The following is a 17,194-nucleotide window of genomic DNA, read 5'->3' as shown; positions in this document are numbered from 1 at the left end:
CCCGCCCTTCTTGCTACCTGACGGGGGCCCAGCAACCTGGCGCCAGGTTGCTGGGCCCCCGTCAGGTAGCAATTAGGGGCGGGTCTCTAGGGTGAGCAAGGTGCGTTTCTTTTCCTCTCCCCATGCGTAGCCGGTTATGGATCCGTCCGCTCCGATGACTCGGTGGCAGGGCACGATGATGCTGATGGGGTTCTTGCCGTTGGCGGCCCCCACAGCACGTGCCGCGCCGGGTCTTCCCAGCATCTCGGCCAACTCACCGTAACCTGCTGTGCTGCCAAACGGAATCTGCGTCAGCGCCTGCCACACCGAGCGTTGGAATTCCGTTCCCTTCGCCGCCAAGGGCAGATCGAACTGTGTGCGCTGGCCTGAAAGGTACTCCCCCAGCTGTTCCTCGGTGCGCTGGAAGATCTCCAGATCGTCTTCCGGAATCGGTTCGACTCCGAACGTTCTGTCGAGTCGAGCATCGATCGCCTCGGAGACCTCGAGATAGAGCCCGGTCAGGTGGGCCCCATCCGAGGTGAGCAGGAGCGGTCCCAGGTCCGTATCGAGGATCGTCGTATATACCGGCGCCGAGGCGGTCGGCTGCTCCATGGCAGCGGTGAACGTCCGTGCAGTGTCGGGTTGGATCGTTGTCGGCGTGGTCATGTCTGCGTGTCCTTAGTGTCGGTGAATAATGGGTAGAATCATTCGTTGCTCGGTGTCGGCCGGTCAGGCTGCTGGGCTGCGGGCGTGATGTGCCCACAGCAGGTGGGTGAGGTAGGAGCGCCAGGGACTGCAGTTCATTGCGACCTGTTTCCAATCGACAGGTGTCGCTGAACTCGCATCGAGATCGGCGATGGCTTTCTTCACGCCGAGGTCTGAGTCCATGAAGACGTCGGGATCTCCGAGGGCGCGCATCCGGATATAGCCGGTGCTCCACGGACCGATTCCGGGCAGTGCCAGCAGGTTCCGGCTCGCTTCCTCGCGGTCGCTGCCGGCGCCGAGGTCCACACTGCCGTCGGCCAACGCCTGCGACAGTGTCTGAATCGTCCTGATCCGACTCGAAGGCAACGCCCATTCGGATGCAGGGACTGCGGCGATCGCCTCGGCGGTGGGAAAGACCCTGTCGACGCCTTCGAGGCTCAGCTCCTTCGGCAGTGATTCTCCAACACCTGCGACGAGGCGTTCCAGATGGGTGCGGGCGGCGGCCAAGGAGATCTGCTGTCCGAGGACTGTCCGCAGAGCCAGTTCGACGGGGTCGCTGTGGCCCGGCGAACGAAGTCCTGGATGTTCGTCGACGAGACGGCGCAGACCCGACGAACGCAGAGTCTCGGCGATCGCCTCAGGGTCGGCATCGAGGTCGAAGAGGCGCCGGACCCGTGCGACGGCGCTGCCGAGGTCGCGGGTGTCGGCCAGGCGGATGCGGCAGTCCACGAAGTCGCCGTGCCCTTGCCTCACCGTGATCACGGCGGGACCGTGAGCCAGACGCATCGACCGGGTATAAGCACCGTCCGAGACCTTCTCGATCCCAGCAACGGCTCTTGTCTCGAAGTACCCCAGCAGATGCGCGAAGTCGAAGAGCGGGCGATACGCCAATCGGAGTACGACTTCGTCGGTCACCGAATTTTCGGCACCGTCTCTGCGCAGCTGTCGTGGGCTGATCGAATACATCGCGCGGAAGGTGTCGTTGAACTGTCGGATACTGGAGAAGCCAGCGGCGAAGGCGATCTCGCTCATCGGCATCGAGGTGGCCTCGATGAGCGTCCTTGCGGTTCGTACCCGTTCGGTGCGAGCCAGCGCCAGAGGTCCGGCACCGAGCTCGGAATGGATGAGGCGCCCGAGTTGGCGAGTGCTGTAGCCGAGTTCGGCGGCGAGGGTTGCGACTCCTCCGCGGTCGACGGCACCGTCGCGAATGAGGCGCATGGCTCGGGCCACGACGTCTCCGCGGGTGTCCCATTGCGGCGAATTCGGACTGGCGTCCGGGCGGCACCGTCGGCAGGCCCGGAAACCGGCATCCGCTGCGGCCGCAGCGGTCAGGAAGAAGTCCACGTTCTCCCGCCGCGGAGTCCTCGCGGGACACGACGGACGGCAGAATATCCCGGTGGTACGCACCGCAGTGAAGAACATTCCATCAAAGCGGCGGTCGCGGGAAGTGACTGCCTGATAGCACTGGTCGGAGGTGAACATAGTTCCATTGTCCGCTCCGAGGAGAACGATTACTAGCGGTTTTCGGTCACGGCAGTGGCTCGCACCAGGAGAGGGAGGACGCGCATGAGGACTATCAGGACAAGAAGCTCGATGAGGGTCTGCGTCACGACCCCTGCAGGGCCGATGCCCTCCCCGGTGATCGCACGAACGATCGGAAGCATGACCAGGGAATTGCGCGTGACGGCGGAGAGAATCACAGCACGCGATCGCTGCGGACTGACGTGCAGAGTCCGGGTGACTCCCCATCCGATCATGGCCATCACGACGGCGAAGACGAAGAAGACGACAGCCACGGTACCCAATTGTCCGGCGGAACCGGCGATCCTCGGGGCGACCGAGGCAGCGATGACGAGCAGCGTCAGAGTCATGACCGGATCCATCAGACGTGCGCTCGCGGCGAGGGGCAGCTCCAATCGTGGCGTATGACGGGCAAGTCGACGAACGACGATAGCGGCCGTAAGAGGAATGATGATGAACAGCACCAGTGCGCCGACGAGCGGGCGAACAGGCAGATCGATGCTCAGCCGCCCTCCGGTGACCGCCCACAGCATCACTGGCAGCAACAGCAGCTGAGCGATCATGAGCATGGGAGTGAGCATCAGCAGCCGATCGGCGGCGCCTCCGGCCGCGCGTGTGAATGCGATGACGTAGTCGATGCAGGGACACAGCAGCACGATGAGCACAGCCGGAAGCAGCGGATCAGCGATGTCGAAGACCGATATGAGACCGGCGACGACCAGCGGGACGATGAGGAAGTTCAACGCCGCCGTCACGGCAAGAAGAGGCAGATCGCCAACCGCACGCAGGCCCGTTTCGAAGGGGATGTCGAGGAACGTGAGGAAGAGCAGAGCGATGAGGCACGGCGTCAAGGCGCATTCGGCCAGAGCGGCGAATCCGGAGACTCCGGCACCGAGGACGACACCGAGCACGGCACCGCCGAACCACCAGAGCGTCTGCGTCGAGGGGCTGCGAACGGCGTCCGAACTCGTCTGAGCCGACGGCTTGTCGCGTCCGGACTCCGGGCGGGAAGGAGGCACAGCCGATCGGCCGATCAGTCGGATTCGGGCCAGTAGTGGGAGTCCGGCAGCGCTCGTCGACCGAAGATGGCCTGACCCACACGGACGCAGTCTGCGCCCTCTTCGATGGCAACTTCGAAGTCACCGGACATGCCCATCGACAGCCGCCCCGGACCGAGAAGGTCAGGATCGGTCTCGCGAACCTGGTCGCGCAGACCGCGCAGAAGCTGGAAGCAGGGACGGACACGGTCGATATCCGAGGAGAAGACTGCCAAGGTCATCAGTCCCTGGACCTTGAGAGTCTCGAATGCTCGCACCTCCTTGAGGAAGCCCAGGAGTTCCTCCGGCGGCATGCCGAATTTGGAGTCCTCAGAGGAGGTGTTGACCTGGACATACACATCGAGGCTGCGGCCTTCCGCTTCGAGCCGACGGTCGAGGGCTCTGGCGACCTTGAGTCGGTCGAGCGCCTGGAATTCGCTGGCGAACTTCGCCACGTCCTTGGCTTTGTTCGACTGGAGGTGCCCGATCACAGCCCAATCGATGTCGAGATCGGCCATCTCCTCGGATTTGCGGTGGGCCTCCTGAACCTTGTTCTCACCCAACTTCGCACAACCGGCGGCAACCGCGAGGCGGATGCGTTCCTGGGGTACGGTCTTGCTCACTGGAAGCAGCTCGATGTCGGCCCGGTCCCGACCGGCGCGCTCGGCCGCAGCGGCGATCCGGCGCTCCACCTCGGCGATATTGGCCCGGAACTCCTCGACCGTCGTCGCCGTCGAATACTGCCCATCGTGACTGAGTCCGCTGTCGTCTCCCATACGGTCATCGTACTCAGGTTCTGGCCGCGTGCCCGCGGTGTTCACGCCACGATGCAGGCCCGATCGGTCGGTCCACGCCCGATCATCGACTTGGCTTCCTCCCAGGCCGCGGACAGTCGCGGCCCCACCTGCTGCAGTTCGCTTTCCGTCACCGTATAGGGCAGGCGCACCCACCGATCGAGTCCACCGGCGGGGGCGAAGTTCGGCCCTGCGACGAGACGGAGACCATGGTTTCTGGCAGCGATCGAGAGTACGCCGGAACGTGCCTCCGGCAGTTCGGCCCACAGCGCCATTCCACCGGATGGGACGATGAGATTCCACTCGGGCAGCCACGACCTCACCTGTGCGGCGAGCAGGTCTCGGGCGGCTCTGAGTCGGGAGCGGCAGTCGGCGACGACAGCATCGTGATTGCTCATGAGTTCGACTGTGACGAGCTGTTCGAGGACCGGTGCTCCCAGGTCGAGTCCGAGCCGGGAGGACGCGAAATGACCTATCCGGTGGCGGGGAATGCGCATCCATCCGATGCGCAGGCCTCCCCAATAGATCTTGCTCACACTGCCCACTGTCACCGAGTCCGTGATCAGCGCGGACATCGGGGTGGCCATTATGCCGTCCTCGAGTTCCAGTTCGACGAGGGATTCGTCGAAGACTGGGACGACTCGATGCCGACGAAGAGCCTCCGCGAGCTCACTGCGCTGGGCTTCGGGCAGCAGTGCGCCGGTCGGATTGTGGAAGTCGGGGATGAGATAGGCGCTGCGCGGACGTGTCTGTCCCATCAGCTGCTCCATGACGTCGATGTCCCAATAGTGCCCCTGAGTTCCGAACTCGAGGGGGTAGGTCACGAGAGCGGCGCCCGCGCCTTCGAGTGTGGCGATCGCATTCGGATAGGTGGGGCTTTCGATGAGCACCCGCGAGGTCGACCGTGCCCCGCCGAGGCGCGCGGACTCATCGGGTTCGACGTCGAGGAGGGCGCGGACTGCGATGGCCGCACCGCCGAGTGCCCCGGAGGTGATAAGGATCTGATCGGGGTCGGTCGGAGCGCCGCGCCGGGTATAGCGATCGGCGATGATCTCCCGCAGCACCGGCAGCCCGGAAGGATAGTACCCGGTGCCGGGCAGGTAGGCACCCAAACGTGACAGCGCCCGGTCGTAGGCGTCGAGGATATCCGGAGGTGCGACCGGAGCGGTGCACGTGAGATCGACCTCCGACTCGTCGCCGCCGGCAGGTGAGAGCAGGTGATCGATGCGCCCGCCAGGGACGCTGGGCAGCTGGACGATGCTGCCGGAGCCGCGGCGGGTGAGGATGTATTCCTGTTCCCGCAGCTGAGCGTAGGCCCGTCCCGTCGTCGTGCGCGAAAGACCGGACGCGGTTGCGAGTTCGCGTTCGCTCGGCAGCCTCGTGCCGACCGGGAGTCGGCCGTCGGTGATCGCTGCGGCCACCGCGGCGGCCAGCGATTCGTATGCGGGCGCCTTCCGCGGTCCGTCTCCGATGATGCCGATGAGTCGTTTGGCTCCCAGGACCGGTGTGCTCATGATTCTGACCTCATGGGACCACTTTCCAGCAAGTGGCTATTTCGCACAAGACCAATTTGGGTCAAGATGGATCTGTCCCTGTGATCGCAATCCTCAGAAAGCCACCGCATGACGAAGATGAGAGCCCCGAAGCGTCAGTTGGCCAACGTCGGTCCCATCGCACAGCTGCGCGGCGGACGGCTGTGGCGGCGTCTCCCCCAGCTGATCCTCGGCCTCTACCTCTTCGGTGCCTCGATGGCGATGATGGTCAACGCCGGCTTGGGCATGATGCCGTGGGACGTCCTCCACTCCGGCATTCAGAATCACGTGCCGCTGACCTTCGGCACCATCATTACGATTCTCGCGTTCCTCGTGCTGCTCATCTGGATCCCGCTGCGCCAGCAGCCGGGGATCGGCACAATACTCAACGCCCTCCTCGTCGGGCCGGCGCTCGACCTCACCCGCCTGTTCCTGCCCCGGCCCGAAGAACTCGGATGGAACATCGCGCTCATGGGCACGGGCGTCGTCCTCAACGGGGCCGCCTCGGCGATGTACATCGGCTCCCAATTCGGGCCGGGCCCCCGCGATGGGCTGATGACCGGGCTCTCCCGCGTGACCGGACGCTCGATCCGACTGGTGCGCACCCTCATCGAAGTCAGCGTAGTCGCCGTGGGCTGGCTCCTCGGCGGAGTCGTCGGCGTCGGCACAGTGCTCTATGCCTTGGGGATCGGCCCGATCACCCAGGCTCTGCTTCCCGCCTTCACCGTCGAACTCCGTCCCCGGTCGAAGCCGACGACCGCCGCCGAGGATGTCCCCGAAGACTGAGCGACCGTCACCTCTGTGCGGCCCTCAGAAGTTCGAGGACCTCGCTGAAGGACGGACCGAACGCTTCCATTCACTCCATCGAATCGAGGATGTCGGTGAGATCGTCGAACGTCGTCAGCGGATTGACGATCGCGAATCTGGCATTCGGCCGCCCCTGGTGCGAACTCGGGACGACGAAGGCGCGCTGATCCTCGAGCAGACGATCCGACCATGCGTCATAGTCCGACCGCTGCCAACCGTGGCGCTCGAACACGACGACCGAGAGTTCGGGTTCGCGCACGAGCCGCAGATGTTCACGATGCTTGATCTCCGTGGCGATCTCACGCGCCAGATCGATCGAATGGCCGATCGCCTCCCGATACGTTTCAGCACCATAGCTGGCCAGCGAATACCACAGCGGCAGCCCACGCGGTCGCCGCGTCAGCTGGATGGCGAAGTCCGAGGGGCTCCAATCCTGAGCGTCGGTGAGCGTATCGAGATATTCGGCCTTCTGCGTGTGCGCTCGCCTCCCCGAATTCGGATCGCGGTAGATGAGCGCACAGGCGTCGAAGGGGGCGAAGAGCCATTTGTGAGGGTCGACGATGAGCGAATCGGCCTTCTCCACTCCGGCGAACTTGTGGCGTGCCTGCGGTGAGAGCATCGCGGCCAGACCGTAGGCGCCGTCGATGTGGAGCCAGAAGTCGAATTCGTCCTTGAGAGCGGCGATGCCGGCGATGTCATCGATGGTGCCGAAGTTCGTCGTCCCCGAGGTGGCGACCACCGCGATCACGGCGTCCCCATGTTCGAGCAAGGCCTCACGCACGCCGTCGGGTCGCAGGATACCGTCCTCGCCTGTGGCCACCGGGGCGATTTCGACATCCATGACCTCGGCTGCGGAGGCGACCGAGGAATGGGCTTCGGCGCTGCACACGATGACCCAGCGTCCCGGCCGAGTCTCACCGAGCTTCTCCTTCTGTGCGTTGCGGGCGGCGACGAGCGCGGAGAGGTTGCCGATCGTGCCGCCTTGGACGAAGACTCCCCCGGCTCCTGCGGGCAGCCCGAATTCTCCCGCCAGCCAGCGCAGGACTTCGTTCTCGGCGTGGACGACGCCGGCTCCTTCCAGCCACGAACCGCCGTAGAGAGCACTGGCAGAGACGACGAGGTCGAAGGCCACAGCTGCCTTCGTAGGGGCGCTGGGAATGAACGAGAGGTACTTCGGATGGTCGGTGGAGATGCAGGCGGGAGCGAAGATGTGTTCGAAGATCGCCAGCGCCCGAGCTGACCCCAGCCCCTCCTCGGTGACGGTGGGGCCGGCCAGTCGACGCAGCTCGGTTTCGGACGTGGGATGGTCGAGCGGAGTGTCCTCGGCCAGAGTCCGGCGACGTGAGTACTCGAGCACGAGGTTGACAAGGTTTCGGGTCTCATCGGAGACAACGTGCATGCGGGAATGAAGACTGTCGGTCATTGGGGCTCCTCGGCGCGGTCGATGGTGATGGGGATCGCCCACCGATTACGAGACTAACCGCATAGGACCGATTTGTGGTGCCTCGGGTGATCCGGATCGACACGAAGTCCTCTCCACGATCACTAATCGCAAGTTTTGATTCTTATTCATATTTACTTGCGAACGGACTCGTTGCTGAGGTAGGTTCAGCACCATGACAGGTGGGCAGGCGAACGACGCCAGGGACCATACCCGCGGCACGGTCGGCAAGGGTTCCGAGGCCACCGGACTCCGCGTCCGGGAGGCGATCCGGCTGTCTGGATTGAAGCAGCGCAAGATCGCCTCGGTGATCGGCATCGACGAGACGAAGCTGTCCAAGGCACTGTCAGGTCGCCGCCGCTTCACCGCCGATGAGCTCCTCGGCGTGGCCACCGCCACGGGTGTGACAGTCCGGTGGCTGCTCGGCGACGAGTCCCAAGTCTCCGCGCTTCCGCCGAACTCAGTAGCCGCTGCGGCCAGCGACGACGACGCCAACCCGAAACGCACGATCGCCGAGGCGGCGTGGACGCTGTTCGGCCGGTACGGATTCGACGCTGTGCGCATCGCCGATATCGCGGCTGCGTCCGGGGTCTCTTCGCCGAGCATCCATTACTACTTCGCCAACAAGGCCGAGCTCTTCGATGCCGCTCTCGACTACTCGGTCAAACTCGCCTTCGACCGTCAGATCGCGTGGCTCAACGACATCGCGGACCCCGCACAGAGACTCGAACGTCTGCTGAAGCTGCAGTCCCCGCTGGGACGCACGGAACGCGGCGAATGGTCGATCTGGCTGCAGACGTGGACTCGAATGGCCCTCGAAGGTTCGGCCCTGTCGAATTATCCGCTCAGCTACGAACGCTGGTCGTGCACCGTCCAGACGACGCTCGAGGACGGTCAGCGCACCGGCTGCTTCCGAGCCGGTGATCCACGTGCCATGGCCGACGAGCTGACCTCCCTCCTCGACGGACTCGGCATCAAGGTGCTCACAGGCGTGATGGACACCGAGGTCTTCTCCCAGCGTCTCCACTCCTATCTCGATCGCGCCATCATGCATCCGTCGCGGGAAGCGACTGCTGCGAGCACAGCAGCCGCGCCGTCCGCCGCAGAACAACCCACGACCGACACAGAACCCACAACCGCAACATCCGCCGATCGACTGAAGGAGTCATTTTGAACCGCAAGGTCATCCTCACCTGTGCCGTCACGGGAGCCGGAGACACCACAGGCAAAAGCGAACACGTTCCCGTCAGCCCCGAAGAGATCGCTAACGATGCCATTGCTGCGGCCCGCGCCGGGGCGTCGGTCGTCCATATCCATGTCCGCGACCTCGAGACGAAACAGGGTTCACGGGAGGTCGCGTACTACCGTGAGGTCGTTCGTCGCGTCCGCGCCGCCGATGTCGATCCGGTCATCAACCTGACCGCTGGGATGGGCGGCGACCTCGTCATCGATCCGCAGGATCCGCTGACCACGATGCCGGGCACCGATCTCATCAACGCCCTGGACCGACTCCCCCACGTCGAGGAGCTGCTTCCCGAGATCTGCACGATCGACTGCGGCAGCCTCAACTTCGGAGAAGGTTCGAACCTCTACGTCTCGACCCCCGACATGCTCCGTGAAGGGTCGAAGCGCATCCAGGCTCTGGGAGTGCGTCCCGAAATGGAGATCTTCGACACCGGCAATCTGTGGTTCGCCAATGTGCTGGTCGAGGAGGGACTCGTCGACGCTCCGCCCCTGTACCAGCTGTGCATGGGCATCCCCTACGGTGCCCCGGCCGATCCTGGCCTGTTGGCTGCAATGGTGAACATGCTGCCCAAAGGTGCGCAGTTCACGTCATTTGCCATCGGTGCCAACCAGCTGCCGTGGGTGGCCCACTCCGTCCTCGCCGGTGGTCATGCCCGCGTGGGACTCGAGGACAACCTCTACATGTCCAAGGGCGTCAAGGCCACGAACGCCGACCTCACCGCTCGCGCCGTCGACATCATCACCGGCCTCGGCGCATCCGTGGCCACTCCTGACGAGGCCCGCGAGATCCTCGATCTGCGCGTGCAGACACCGACCATCACCGGAGGCGCTCTGTGAACGATTCCACCCCCGCCGCGCCCCTTCCCGACACGCCGGAGTTCCTCGGCTTCGACGCGATCGACACCGTCACCTGCGTCGGCGCCGGAACGATCGGCGGCGGCTGGGCCGCATACTTCCTCGCACAGGGCTACCGGGTGAAGATCTGGGACCCAGCTCCGGACGCCGGCGAGAAATTCGCGCGCCTCCTCGATGCGGCTTGGCCGGCCCTGGCCGAACTCGACATGGTCGAGTCAGCCGACCGCACCGCCTGGTCGATCCACACCGATCTCGCCGAGGCGCTCGCCGGCACCGGATTCGTCCAGGAGTCCGCACCCGAGGACCTCGCTCTCAAGCGCGGACTGCTCGCCCAGATCGACGAGGTGTGCTCGCCGAATATCGTCGTCAGCTCGTCGACCTCGGGATACAGCATGACCGAAATGGCCACCGAGGCGGCCCACCCCGAACGACTCGTCGTCGGCCACCCGTTCAACCCGCCCTACCTCATCCCCTTGGTCGAGGTCGTCGGGGGCCGGTCCACGTCGGCAGCCGCTGTCGACTGGGCCGCCGGCTTCTTCAGCCATATCGGCAAGTCCGTCATCCGCATGGACCGCGAAGTCCCCGGCTTCATCGCCAACCGTCTGCAGGAAGCTCAATGGCGCGAGGCCCTGTACATGGTCGAGCAGGGCGAGGCCACAGTCGAGCAGATCGACCGCTCGATCACCGATGGCCCCGGTCTGCGGTGGCCGTTCCAGGGACCGATGCTCACCTTCCACCTCGCCGGCGGTGAGGGCGGAATGGCGCATATGCTCGACCATTTCGGCCCCTCGCTGAAGTCTCCGTGGACGCGGCTGACCGCCCCGGAGCTCAGTCAACAGCTGCGTGACGATGTCGTGGCCGGCTGTGACATCGAGGCCGGTGATCGCTCCATCGCCGACCTCGTGGCGCATCGTGACGCCGGAATCATCGCCCTGCGTCGACTCACCGACCAGTTAGCCACCACCACGGCAGGCTCCGTCGGCGGTGAGTCGCCAGAAGGCCCGGCGGTCTCTCCCCCACCCTCTGCCGCCGCTCCCCCAGCATCTGCATCGCCGGCGCGGACCGCCTCGGCGACGACACTCGGGTCATACAGCACCGGAGTCGTGTCCGAGTGGATCGATTACAACGGGCACATGTCCGAAGCCTTCTACGTCCTCGTGTTCGGTTTCGCCACCGATCAGGTGATGGATCAGCTCGGCCTCGATGCCGCCTACCGGGAAAGTGCGAAAGCGTCCCTGTACACCGTCGAATCCCATATCCGCTACCTCGACGAGGCAGCCCTCGGCGACAGGCTCACCGTCGTCCCGCACCTCGTGAGTGCCGCTGAGAAGAAGCTGCACCTGGCCTATGAGATGTACGTCGGTGACCGGCTCATATCGACCGAGGAGATCATGGCCCTCCACGTCGACCAGGCGGAGGACCGAGTCGTGCCCTTCCCTTACACTGTGGCGGAACGGATCTCACAGATCGACATGGAGCGCCCGGATTGGGTCGGTCGGGCGATCGGCTGAAAGACGTCAGGAATCAAGAAGCCAGCACCGCCTCGTGCCACTATTGTGAAATTCATTGCTTCACCAGAAGCCGAGTGTTCCGACCCGAGCATCCGTACTATGAGGAGTCACCATGACCGCCACGACTGCCGACGTCACTTTCACTGCGAACGCCGAGCTGCTCTACGACCGGCCGATTCTGCGCCTGCCTCAGGACGCCAGCAATCAGCTGCCCTCACGCGGACAGGTCGCAGTTACGGGCACCCTCGATGGCACCGAATTCAGCACTGTCATCGAACCCGACGGACGTCGAGGTCACTGGATCAGTCTCGATGACGACCAGTGGGAGAAGCTCGGGAAGAGAGAAGGAGCGGGGATCGAGGTCGGCCTGACTCCGACGAAGAACTGGCCGGAGGTGACGGTTCCCTCGGACCTCCGTGCGGCTTTCGACGGTGCCGGTGATCTCGACGATGTCTGGGCCGGACTCACGCCGATGGCCCGGTGGGAATGGGTGCGCTGGATCAAGTCCACGAAGAACGCCGATACACGGGCACGCCGTGTCGACGTCGCAATCTCGAAGCTCGAGTCCGGCAAACGTCGTCCCTGCTGCTTCGATCTGTCCTCATGTACGGACCCGGAATTGTCGAAGAGCGGAAAGCTGCTCGGGCTGGCCTGAGCCAGGGCCCATCCGACCGACGAGTCGGATGGGCATCAGTCCGGCTGCGCAGCCCGCAGCACGGCACGTGTCGGGTGCACAGTCAGCGTCAGCCCTGCTCCAAGCACGGAGACGACCGCGGCGGCCGCGAACAGGAGCCAGAACCCACCGACCAAAGCAACGAGCCCGGCACCCAGGAGCGGACCGATCAGCTGTCCGAGGTTCGCGGAACTGTTGACGAGACTGAGGTCACGGGCGTGGTCGTCCGGGTCGAGCAGAAGGTCCGTGGCCAGTGCGAGGCTGACCGCCATATAAGCTCCGTATCCGGCCCCCATGACTCCGGCCGCCACCGCTGTCATGGTGAAGTTCGGGCTGATGAGGATGATGATTCCGGAACAGGCCTGGACCAGGGCCGAGATCGCCGCCCAGAAGCGTCGGCTGCCTCGTCTGTCCGTGACCATGCCGACGAGGATCGAGGCGGCCACCACGAAGACTGTGTAGATGACGATGAGGATGAGCAGGCGGTTCTCGGCGTTGGCGGCGGGGATCATGATCCCGTAGAGCAGGAAGAACAGCAGCAGCGACGTTCCGAACGAATTGCCGACGTTGACGATGAAGCGGCTGAGGAGCAGCCGGGTGAAGCTCGGGTCGACAAGTGAGGACACTCGCGGCCGGATGAGATCACGACGGGCATGGAACTCGAGCACGGCGGCATGCGGCAGCGGCGGATCGGGCAGCAGCAGCGCAGTGACCGTGCCGATGACGAGGATGAAGCAGGCCAGCACCGCATAGGACGCGCCGGTGCTCAGACCCAGCAGCACGATCGCGGCGACGCCGACGACGACGCCGACCGCTTGAGCCGAACTGGCGGCAGCCGAGGCCGCACCGCGCTGCTCATCGAGCTGATCGGCGATGAGCGCAGTCAACGCCGAAGAAGCCGCGGACACGCCGACCGAGGTGACCACCCACGCCGCCCCGACCAACAGGGGCCCTTCAGCGCTGCCGGTGAGGACGAGACCGAGTGCCGCGACCACCGATCCTCCGACCGCCCAAGGACGTCTCCGGCCGTACCGCAACCGGGTGCGGTCGGAAAGCCGACCGGCCACGGGTGCGGCAGCGATTCCGGCCAGGCCCCCGGCCGAGAGGACGAGTCCGGACCAGACGACTCCGTCGATCCAGTGTCCGCTCTGAGTGTCGAGCTGAAGCGGCAGCAGGAGTTGGATCGGTGTCAGCTGAACCGTCCAGATCGCCAACCAGGCGAGCGTGAACCACACCATCCACCCAACCGATACGCGTGCTCGCGAAGCGGAACCGCCTCGGTGAGGCGGAGGGCTGACCGCGCTCATGACCGAACCGCGGAGATGAGATCCCGATACCAGCGGAACGAGGCTTTCGGCGTCCGCGTTCCGGTGTTCATATCGACGTGGACGAGGCCGAAGCGCTGGCTCCATCCCTCAGCCCATTCGAAATTGTCCAACAGCGACCAGACGGTGTACCCGTCGATGCGCACACCCGCTGCTTTCGCTTCGATCACCGCGCCGAGGTGGTCACGCAGATAGTCGATCCGCTCGGAATCGACGATCTCGGTATCCGTGGCGTCGGGTTCGGGGAACGACGCTCCGTTCTCGGTGATGATGATCGGCGGCAGTGCGGACCCGTAGCGTCGACCCATGTCGATGAGGAAGTCCCGCATCGTATCCGGTCGGATCGGCCACATGGGACCGAACCCGGTCACGGGCGCCCCGGGGGTGGGCACCGTCTCAAACGGCACCGGTCCTGCCGAGGCACGGACCGTAGTCGGGTTGTAGTAGTTGAAGCCGTAGATCTCGTTCGGTGTGGAGATGAGGTCCATATCGCCGTCGGCCACCGGCAGCTCGACGCCGAAGGTGCTGAGGTCGGGATATCGTCCCGTGAGCAACGGGTCAGTGAAGAGGCGGTTGTGAATCGCATCGAGCAGGTCGGCAGCGGCCTGGTCGGCGGCAGTCTCGGACGCGGGGAGGACGAGACTGTGGTTGAGCGTCGGCACCGCCTGAACTGCGCCGTGCCCGCGCAGTATGGGAGCGGAGATCCCGTGGGCCAGCAGCTGGTGGTGGACGGTGGGCAGGGAATCGAAGAGCAGAGTACGTCCGGGGGCCAGTTCCCCAAGCGCATAGCCTTGCAGCGATGTCGATGCGGGTTCGTTGATCGTGTACCAATGACGGACGCGGTCACCGAGGCGACCGGCTACCACTTGCGTGTAGTCACCGAAGCGGTGGGCTGTGTCGCGGTTGAGCCATCCGCCGTTCGCCTCGAGCGCGACCGGCAGGTCCCAGTGGTAGAGCGTCGGTTCGGGTGTTATCCCGGCTGCGAGCAGTCCGTCGACAAGGCGGTCGTAGTAGTCGAGCCCCGCCGAATTCACCGAGGCGTCCGTCCCGGCATGCGGAATGACACGGGTCCAGGAGATTGAGAACCGGTACCGGTCGACGCCGAGGTCGGCAAGCATCGCGACGTCATCATCGAGGCGGTGGTAGCTGTCGGGACCGGGTTCGGCGGTGCTGCCGTCGAGGATGTTGTCGGGAGTGTCAACGAAGTCATCCCAGATGCTGCGGCCGCGACCATCTGCGCTGCGCGCCCCTTCGATCTGGAAGGCAGCTGTGGCCGCAGAGAAGTGCATTCCGGACAAAGTCTCGAAATTGCTTGGAAGATTCCCCACCATGAGTCGAATATGTCACGGTTGGTGAGGGCCTGCAACAGACGATGCGGAACCTGGCAGCCGGGTCTTCGCTCTACGAGGACGACGGGCGGCGCGCAGGGGGCGCCGCGACCGGTCAGCCGAGGACTGATCGCAGCGGGAGGATCGGGTGCGCAGGAGGAAAATCAGTCGGTTTCAGCGGCAATCGCCGCCGATGCCCACACGAGCGGGATCTGCAGAGGCAGCCTCGCACAGGCAATGGCTCGGCCCTTCGGATTGTCCCACTGCTTGACCACTGTGTAGATGTTGGCCGGGAAGACGCCGACCATGAGCGCGGCAGAAGCGACACCGCCGAGGCGACGGGTGGCCGGGTTGGCCAACAGTCCTGCACAACCGAGTTCGGCGATGCCGCTGGCGTAGGTCCAGAATCGTGGATTGCCCAACCGAGGCGGGACGATGGAGTCAAACAGGTTGGGTCGGGTGAAATGGGCAACCCCGGCAAGGCCCAGGATGCCGGTCATGACCGCCGTCTTCGTGTTCATTGCACGTCCGTCCTGACTCCTGCTCGCGTCGACGCGATGCCTGACCCGGAGTCCGGCTCCGATTGCATGAGGTCCACAACGCACTGTTCGGCATCGAACGAGTCGACGGAGAGATGTGTGGAGCTAAGGGGAATCGAACCCCTGACCTTCTCATTGCGAACGAGACGCTCTACCAACTGAGCTATAGCCCCTTTTCGACTTCAGTTTACGCCTGCCCCCTGCCCTTGATCAAAATCGCACAAGCGGTATGGGACCTCGTGAGGCACAGTGTGTCACCTGGGGCGGACCCGGTGGAGCCACTTGAACTCGGCGAGTACAGTCGAAAGGGAGTCCCCTCTACGAAAGGACCCACAATGGCAGAAGAATTCGGAACAGTCGTCATCGGCGCAGGCCTGGCAGGAGGCACCGTGGTCGAATCGCTGCGGGATGCCGGTTACACCGCTCGGATCGCGCTCGTCGGCACCGATCCCGCGGCTCCGTACTACCGCCCGGACCTGTCGAAGAAGGTGATGATCGAGGGTTCGGATCCCGCCGACTCGGCCCTCCGAGGAGAAGACTGGTACTCGGCCCACGACGTCGAGACGTTCTTCGGCTCCTCGGTGACCTCGGTCGACCCAGATGCTCAGACCCTCACACTCGACGACGGCGGAGACATGTCCTATGGTCAGGTGATCCTCGCGACCGGATCGGTGCCCCGAACTCTCGATGTCCCCGGCGCTCAACTGGGCAATATCCACACTCTCCGCGACGCCGGGGATGCCGTGGCCATCCGGTCCCAGTTCGGCGAGGGCAAGAAAGTCGCGATCATCGGCGGCGGCTGGATCGGCCTCGAAGTTGCGGCCGCGGCGAAGTCTCACGACTGCGATGTCACGGTCATCCTCAACACCGATGCTCCCCCGCTCTCCGGTGTCCTCGGGCAGGAACTCGGAGAGTACTTCGAAGACCTGCACCGAAAGAACGGAGTGAACTTCCTCAAGAACGCGGACACGACAGCCTTCACCGGTGACTCCGCTGTCGAGGCCGTCGAAACGTCTGCCGGAAATGTTCCCGCCGATCTCGTCGTCATCGGAATCGGCGCGGATCCCGCCGTCGATCTGGCCTCCTCGGCGGGTTTGACGACCGAGAACGGCGTGATCGTCGACGAACAGATGCGCACTTCTGATGGCAGCATTCTTGCCATCGGCGATATCGCGAATGCGAAGAACGTTCTGCGCGGTGAACGTCTGCGCGTCGAGCACTGGGACAATGCAGTTCGCCAGGCCGAGGTCGCTGCCTCGACGATCAGCGGCGGGACCAAGTCCTATGACTGGCAGCCGTATTTCTACACCGACCAGTTCGACCTCGGCATGGAATACGTCGGTCGAGGCGGATCCGAGGACGACGTTGTCATCCGCGGCGACAAGTCCAGCGGCGAACTCATCGTGTTCTGGCACCGAGGCGGCAAGGTCACCGCGGCCATGAACGTCAATGTCTGGGACTACGGCGACGAGCTTCGCGCCCTCATCGGCAAGGAAGTGAGCGCCGACCGTCTTGCCGACGAACAGGTGCCGGTCGGCGAACTCTGAGTCCGAGAACGTCCGAGTCGGACCGATCGGCGATCCATCGTCGACTCCGCGGGGCCGGTGACCGAATGTCACCGGCCCCGCGGCGTGCGTGCCGACGTGGCAGAGAGGTATTCGCGCAGGTGCGCTGCGAACGCCGCCGGATGACTGGAGAATCAGCGCGTCGAGGGCGCCGGGGTCGGCTCGGGCCGCGACCGCCGTCGCCACCATCGCACCGAGAGAGAGTGCGCAGACCACTGTCGACTGCTCCGCTTCGATCGCCTGCAGAACTCGATCCGCGGCGTCGGACAAGTCAAACATTCCATCGTCGATGACGCCGAGTTCGCCGAGGTCGATGGCGTTGCCCGACCAATCGGCC

Annotated in this window: 15 protein-coding genes and 1 tRNA gene; 6 read left to right on the top strand and 10 right to left on the bottom strand. The window is 64.6% G+C overall.

What is annotated here, in order from left to right:
• Positions 1 to 72: 72 nt before the first annotated feature.
• The 5 genes from D3I60_RS13820 to yczR all read right to left on the bottom strand — a co-directional run bounded on the left by D3I60_RS13820 (position 73) and on the right by yczR (position 5,550).
• Positions 73 to 645: a methylated-DNA--[protein]-cysteine S-methyltransferase gene (locus D3I60_RS13820; RefSeq protein ID WP_346659574.1), complete on the bottom strand. Its 573-nt coding sequence runs from the start codon at positions 643 to 645 to the stop codon at positions 73 to 75.
• A 63-nt stretch (positions 646 to 708) separates the two neighbouring features.
• Complete coding sequence (locus tag D3I60_RS13815) at positions 709 to 2,166, bottom strand: DNA-3-methyladenine glycosylase 2 family protein (RefSeq protein WP_262776859.1); 1,458 nt, start codon at positions 2,164 to 2,166, stop codon at positions 709 to 711.
• A 32-nt stretch (positions 2,167 to 2,198) separates the two neighbouring features.
• Complete coding sequence (locus D3I60_RS13810; RefSeq protein ID WP_262776858.1) at positions 2,199 to 3,224, bottom strand: arsenic resistance protein; 1,026 nt, start codon at positions 3,222 to 3,224, stop codon at positions 2,199 to 2,201.
• A gap of 14 nt (positions 3,225 to 3,238) precedes the next feature.
• Positions 3,239 to 4,018, bottom strand: coding sequence for a YggS family pyridoxal phosphate-dependent enzyme (locus D3I60_RS13805; protein ID WP_262776857.1), 780 nt, complete (start codon positions 4,016 to 4,018; stop codon positions 3,239 to 3,241).
• Between the two features lie 41 nt (positions 4,019 to 4,059).
• Positions 4,060 to 5,550 (bottom strand): MocR-like transcription factor YczR, encoded by a 1,491-nt coding sequence (gene yczR, locus D3I60_RS13800; protein ID WP_262776856.1) that lies wholly within the window; start codon positions 5,548 to 5,550, stop codon positions 4,060 to 4,062.
• 108 nt (positions 5,551 to 5,658) lie between these two features.
• Here yczR and yczE point away from each other — a divergent pair, with 108 nt between their 5' ends.
• Entirely contained in the window at positions 5,659 to 6,354 is a 696-nt protein-coding gene (yczE, locus tag D3I60_RS13795) for a membrane protein YczE (RefSeq protein ID WP_262776855.1), read from the top strand.
• 70 nt (positions 6,355 to 6,424) lie between these two features.
• Here the strand turns inward: yczE and D3I60_RS13790 are convergent, their stop codons facing one another.
• On the bottom strand, positions 6,425 to 7,798 hold the full coding sequence (locus D3I60_RS13790; RefSeq protein WP_262776854.1) for a pyridoxal phosphate-dependent decarboxylase family protein: 1,374 nt from the start codon (positions 7,796 to 7,798) through the stop codon (positions 6,425 to 6,427).
• Positions 7,799 to 7,991: 193 nt separating this feature from the next.
• On the opposite strand from D3I60_RS13790, the gene D3I60_RS13785 reads away from it, so the two are divergent.
• The 4 genes from D3I60_RS13785 (at position 7,992) to D3I60_RS13770 (ending at position 12,082) form a co-directional block, all read left to right on the top strand.
• Positions 7,992 to 8,990 carry a TetR family transcriptional regulator gene (locus D3I60_RS13785; RefSeq protein WP_262776853.1) on the top strand — a complete coding sequence of 333 codons (999 nt, stop codon included), beginning with the start codon at positions 7,992 to 7,994 and terminating at the stop codon, positions 8,988 to 8,990.
• The gene (locus tag D3I60_RS13780; protein ID WP_262776852.1) at positions 8,987 to 9,898 is read left to right on the top strand and encodes a 3-keto-5-aminohexanoate cleavage protein; all 912 of its coding nucleotides are present in this window, start codon (positions 8,987 to 8,989) and stop codon (positions 9,896 to 9,898) included. The genes D3I60_RS13785 and D3I60_RS13780 overlap by 4 nt, the downstream gene beginning before the upstream one ends.
• Positions 9,895 to 11,427, top strand: a complete 1,533-nt coding sequence (locus D3I60_RS19190; protein WP_262776851.1) for a 3-hydroxyacyl-CoA dehydrogenase NAD-binding domain-containing protein — start codon at positions 9,895 to 9,897, stop codon at positions 11,425 to 11,427. Before D3I60_RS13780 ends, D3I60_RS19190 begins: the two co-directional genes overlap by 4 nt.
• Positions 11,428 to 11,539: 112 nt before the next feature.
• Positions 11,540 to 12,082 carry a YdeI/OmpD-associated family protein gene (locus tag D3I60_RS13770; RefSeq protein WP_262776850.1) on the top strand — a complete coding sequence of 181 codons (543 nt, stop codon included), beginning with the start codon at positions 11,540 to 11,542 and terminating at the stop codon, positions 12,080 to 12,082.
• A gap of 35 nt (positions 12,083 to 12,117) precedes the next feature.
• On the opposite strand, the gene D3I60_RS13765 is transcribed toward D3I60_RS13770, so the two are convergent.
• The 4 genes from D3I60_RS13765 to D3I60_RS13750 all read right to left on the bottom strand — a co-directional run bounded on the left by D3I60_RS13765 (position 12,118) and on the right by D3I60_RS13750 (position 15,465).
• Complete coding sequence (locus D3I60_RS13765; RefSeq protein WP_346659573.1) at positions 12,118 to 13,512, bottom strand: MFS transporter; 1,395 nt, start codon at positions 13,510 to 13,512, stop codon at positions 12,118 to 12,120.
• Positions 13,404 to 14,714 carry a GH1 family beta-glucosidase gene (locus D3I60_RS13760; protein ID WP_262776848.1) on the bottom strand — a complete coding sequence of 437 codons (1,311 nt, stop codon included), beginning with the start codon at positions 14,712 to 14,714 and terminating at the stop codon, positions 13,404 to 13,406. Before D3I60_RS13760 ends, D3I60_RS13765 begins: the two co-directional genes overlap by 109 nt.
• Positions 14,715 to 14,917: 203 nt before the next feature.
• Positions 14,918 to 15,274 carry a DoxX family protein gene (locus tag D3I60_RS13755; protein WP_262776847.1) on the bottom strand — a complete coding sequence of 119 codons (357 nt, stop codon included), beginning with the start codon at positions 15,272 to 15,274 and terminating at the stop codon, positions 14,918 to 14,920.
• Positions 15,275 to 15,392: 118 nt separating this feature from the next.
• Positions 15,393 to 15,465, bottom strand: a tRNA-Ala gene (locus D3I60_RS13750).
• Between the two features lie 162 nt (positions 15,466 to 15,627).
• Between D3I60_RS13750 and D3I60_RS13745 the strand changes: the two genes are divergently transcribed.
• Entirely contained in the window at positions 15,628 to 16,839 is a 1,212-nt protein-coding gene (locus D3I60_RS13745) for an NAD(P)/FAD-dependent oxidoreductase (protein ID WP_262776846.1), read from the top strand.
• Positions 16,840 to 17,194 lie beyond the last annotated feature (355 nt).

Source organism: Brevibacterium permense, assembly GCF_025506275.1.
Classification (GTDB): Bacteria; Actinomycetota; Actinomycetes; order Actinomycetales; family Brevibacteriaceae; genus Brevibacterium; species Brevibacterium permense_A.
Note: the sequence above shows the minus strand (reverse complement) of the source record. Positions and strands in the feature narration are given on the sequence as shown.

What these genes read in the sequence shown, in the direction of transcription:
- D3I60_RS13820 (WP_346659574.1), bottom strand. Translation starts at nt 645, where the DNA reads ATGACCACGCCGACAACGATCCAACCCGACACTGCACGGACGTTCACC.
- D3I60_RS13815 (WP_262776859.1), bottom strand. Translation starts at nt 2,166, where the DNA reads ATGTTCACCTCCGACCAGTGCTATCAGGCAGTCACTTCCCGCGACCGC.
- D3I60_RS13805 (WP_262776857.1), bottom strand. Translation starts at nt 4,018, where the DNA reads ATGGGAGACGACAGCGGACTCAGTCACGATGGGCAGTATTCGACGGCG.
- yczR (WP_262776856.1), bottom strand. Translation starts at nt 5,550, where the DNA reads ATGAGCACACCGGTCCTGGGAGCCAAACGACTCATCGGCATCATCGGA.
- yczE (WP_262776855.1), top strand. Translation starts at nt 5,659, where the DNA reads ATGACGAAGATGAGAGCCCCGAAGCGTCAGTTGGCCAACGTCGGTCCC.
- D3I60_RS13790 (WP_262776854.1), bottom strand. Translation starts at nt 7,798, where the DNA reads ATGACCGACAGTCTTCATTCCCGCATGCACGTTGTCTCCGATGAGACC.
- D3I60_RS13785 (WP_262776853.1), top strand. Translation starts at nt 7,992, where the DNA reads ATGACAGGTGGGCAGGCGAACGACGCCAGGGACCATACCCGCGGCACG.
- D3I60_RS13770 (WP_262776850.1), top strand. Translation starts at nt 11,540, where the DNA reads ATGACCGCCACGACTGCCGACGTCACTTTCACTGCGAACGCCGAGCTG.
- D3I60_RS13765 (WP_346659573.1), bottom strand. Translation starts at nt 13,512, where the DNA reads ATGGAGCCAGCGCTTCGGCCTCGTCCACGTCGATATGAACACCGGAAC.
- D3I60_RS13760 (WP_262776848.1), bottom strand. Translation starts at nt 14,714, where the DNA reads ATGCACTTCTCTGCGGCCACAGCTGCCTTCCAGATCGAAGGGGCGCGC.
- D3I60_RS13755 (WP_262776847.1), bottom strand. Translation starts at nt 15,274, where the DNA reads ATGAACACGAAGACGGCGGTCATGACCGGCATCCTGGGCCTTGCCGGG.
- D3I60_RS13745 (WP_262776846.1), top strand. Translation starts at nt 15,628, where the DNA reads ATGGCAGAAGAATTCGGAACAGTCGTCATCGGCGCAGGCCTGGCAGGA.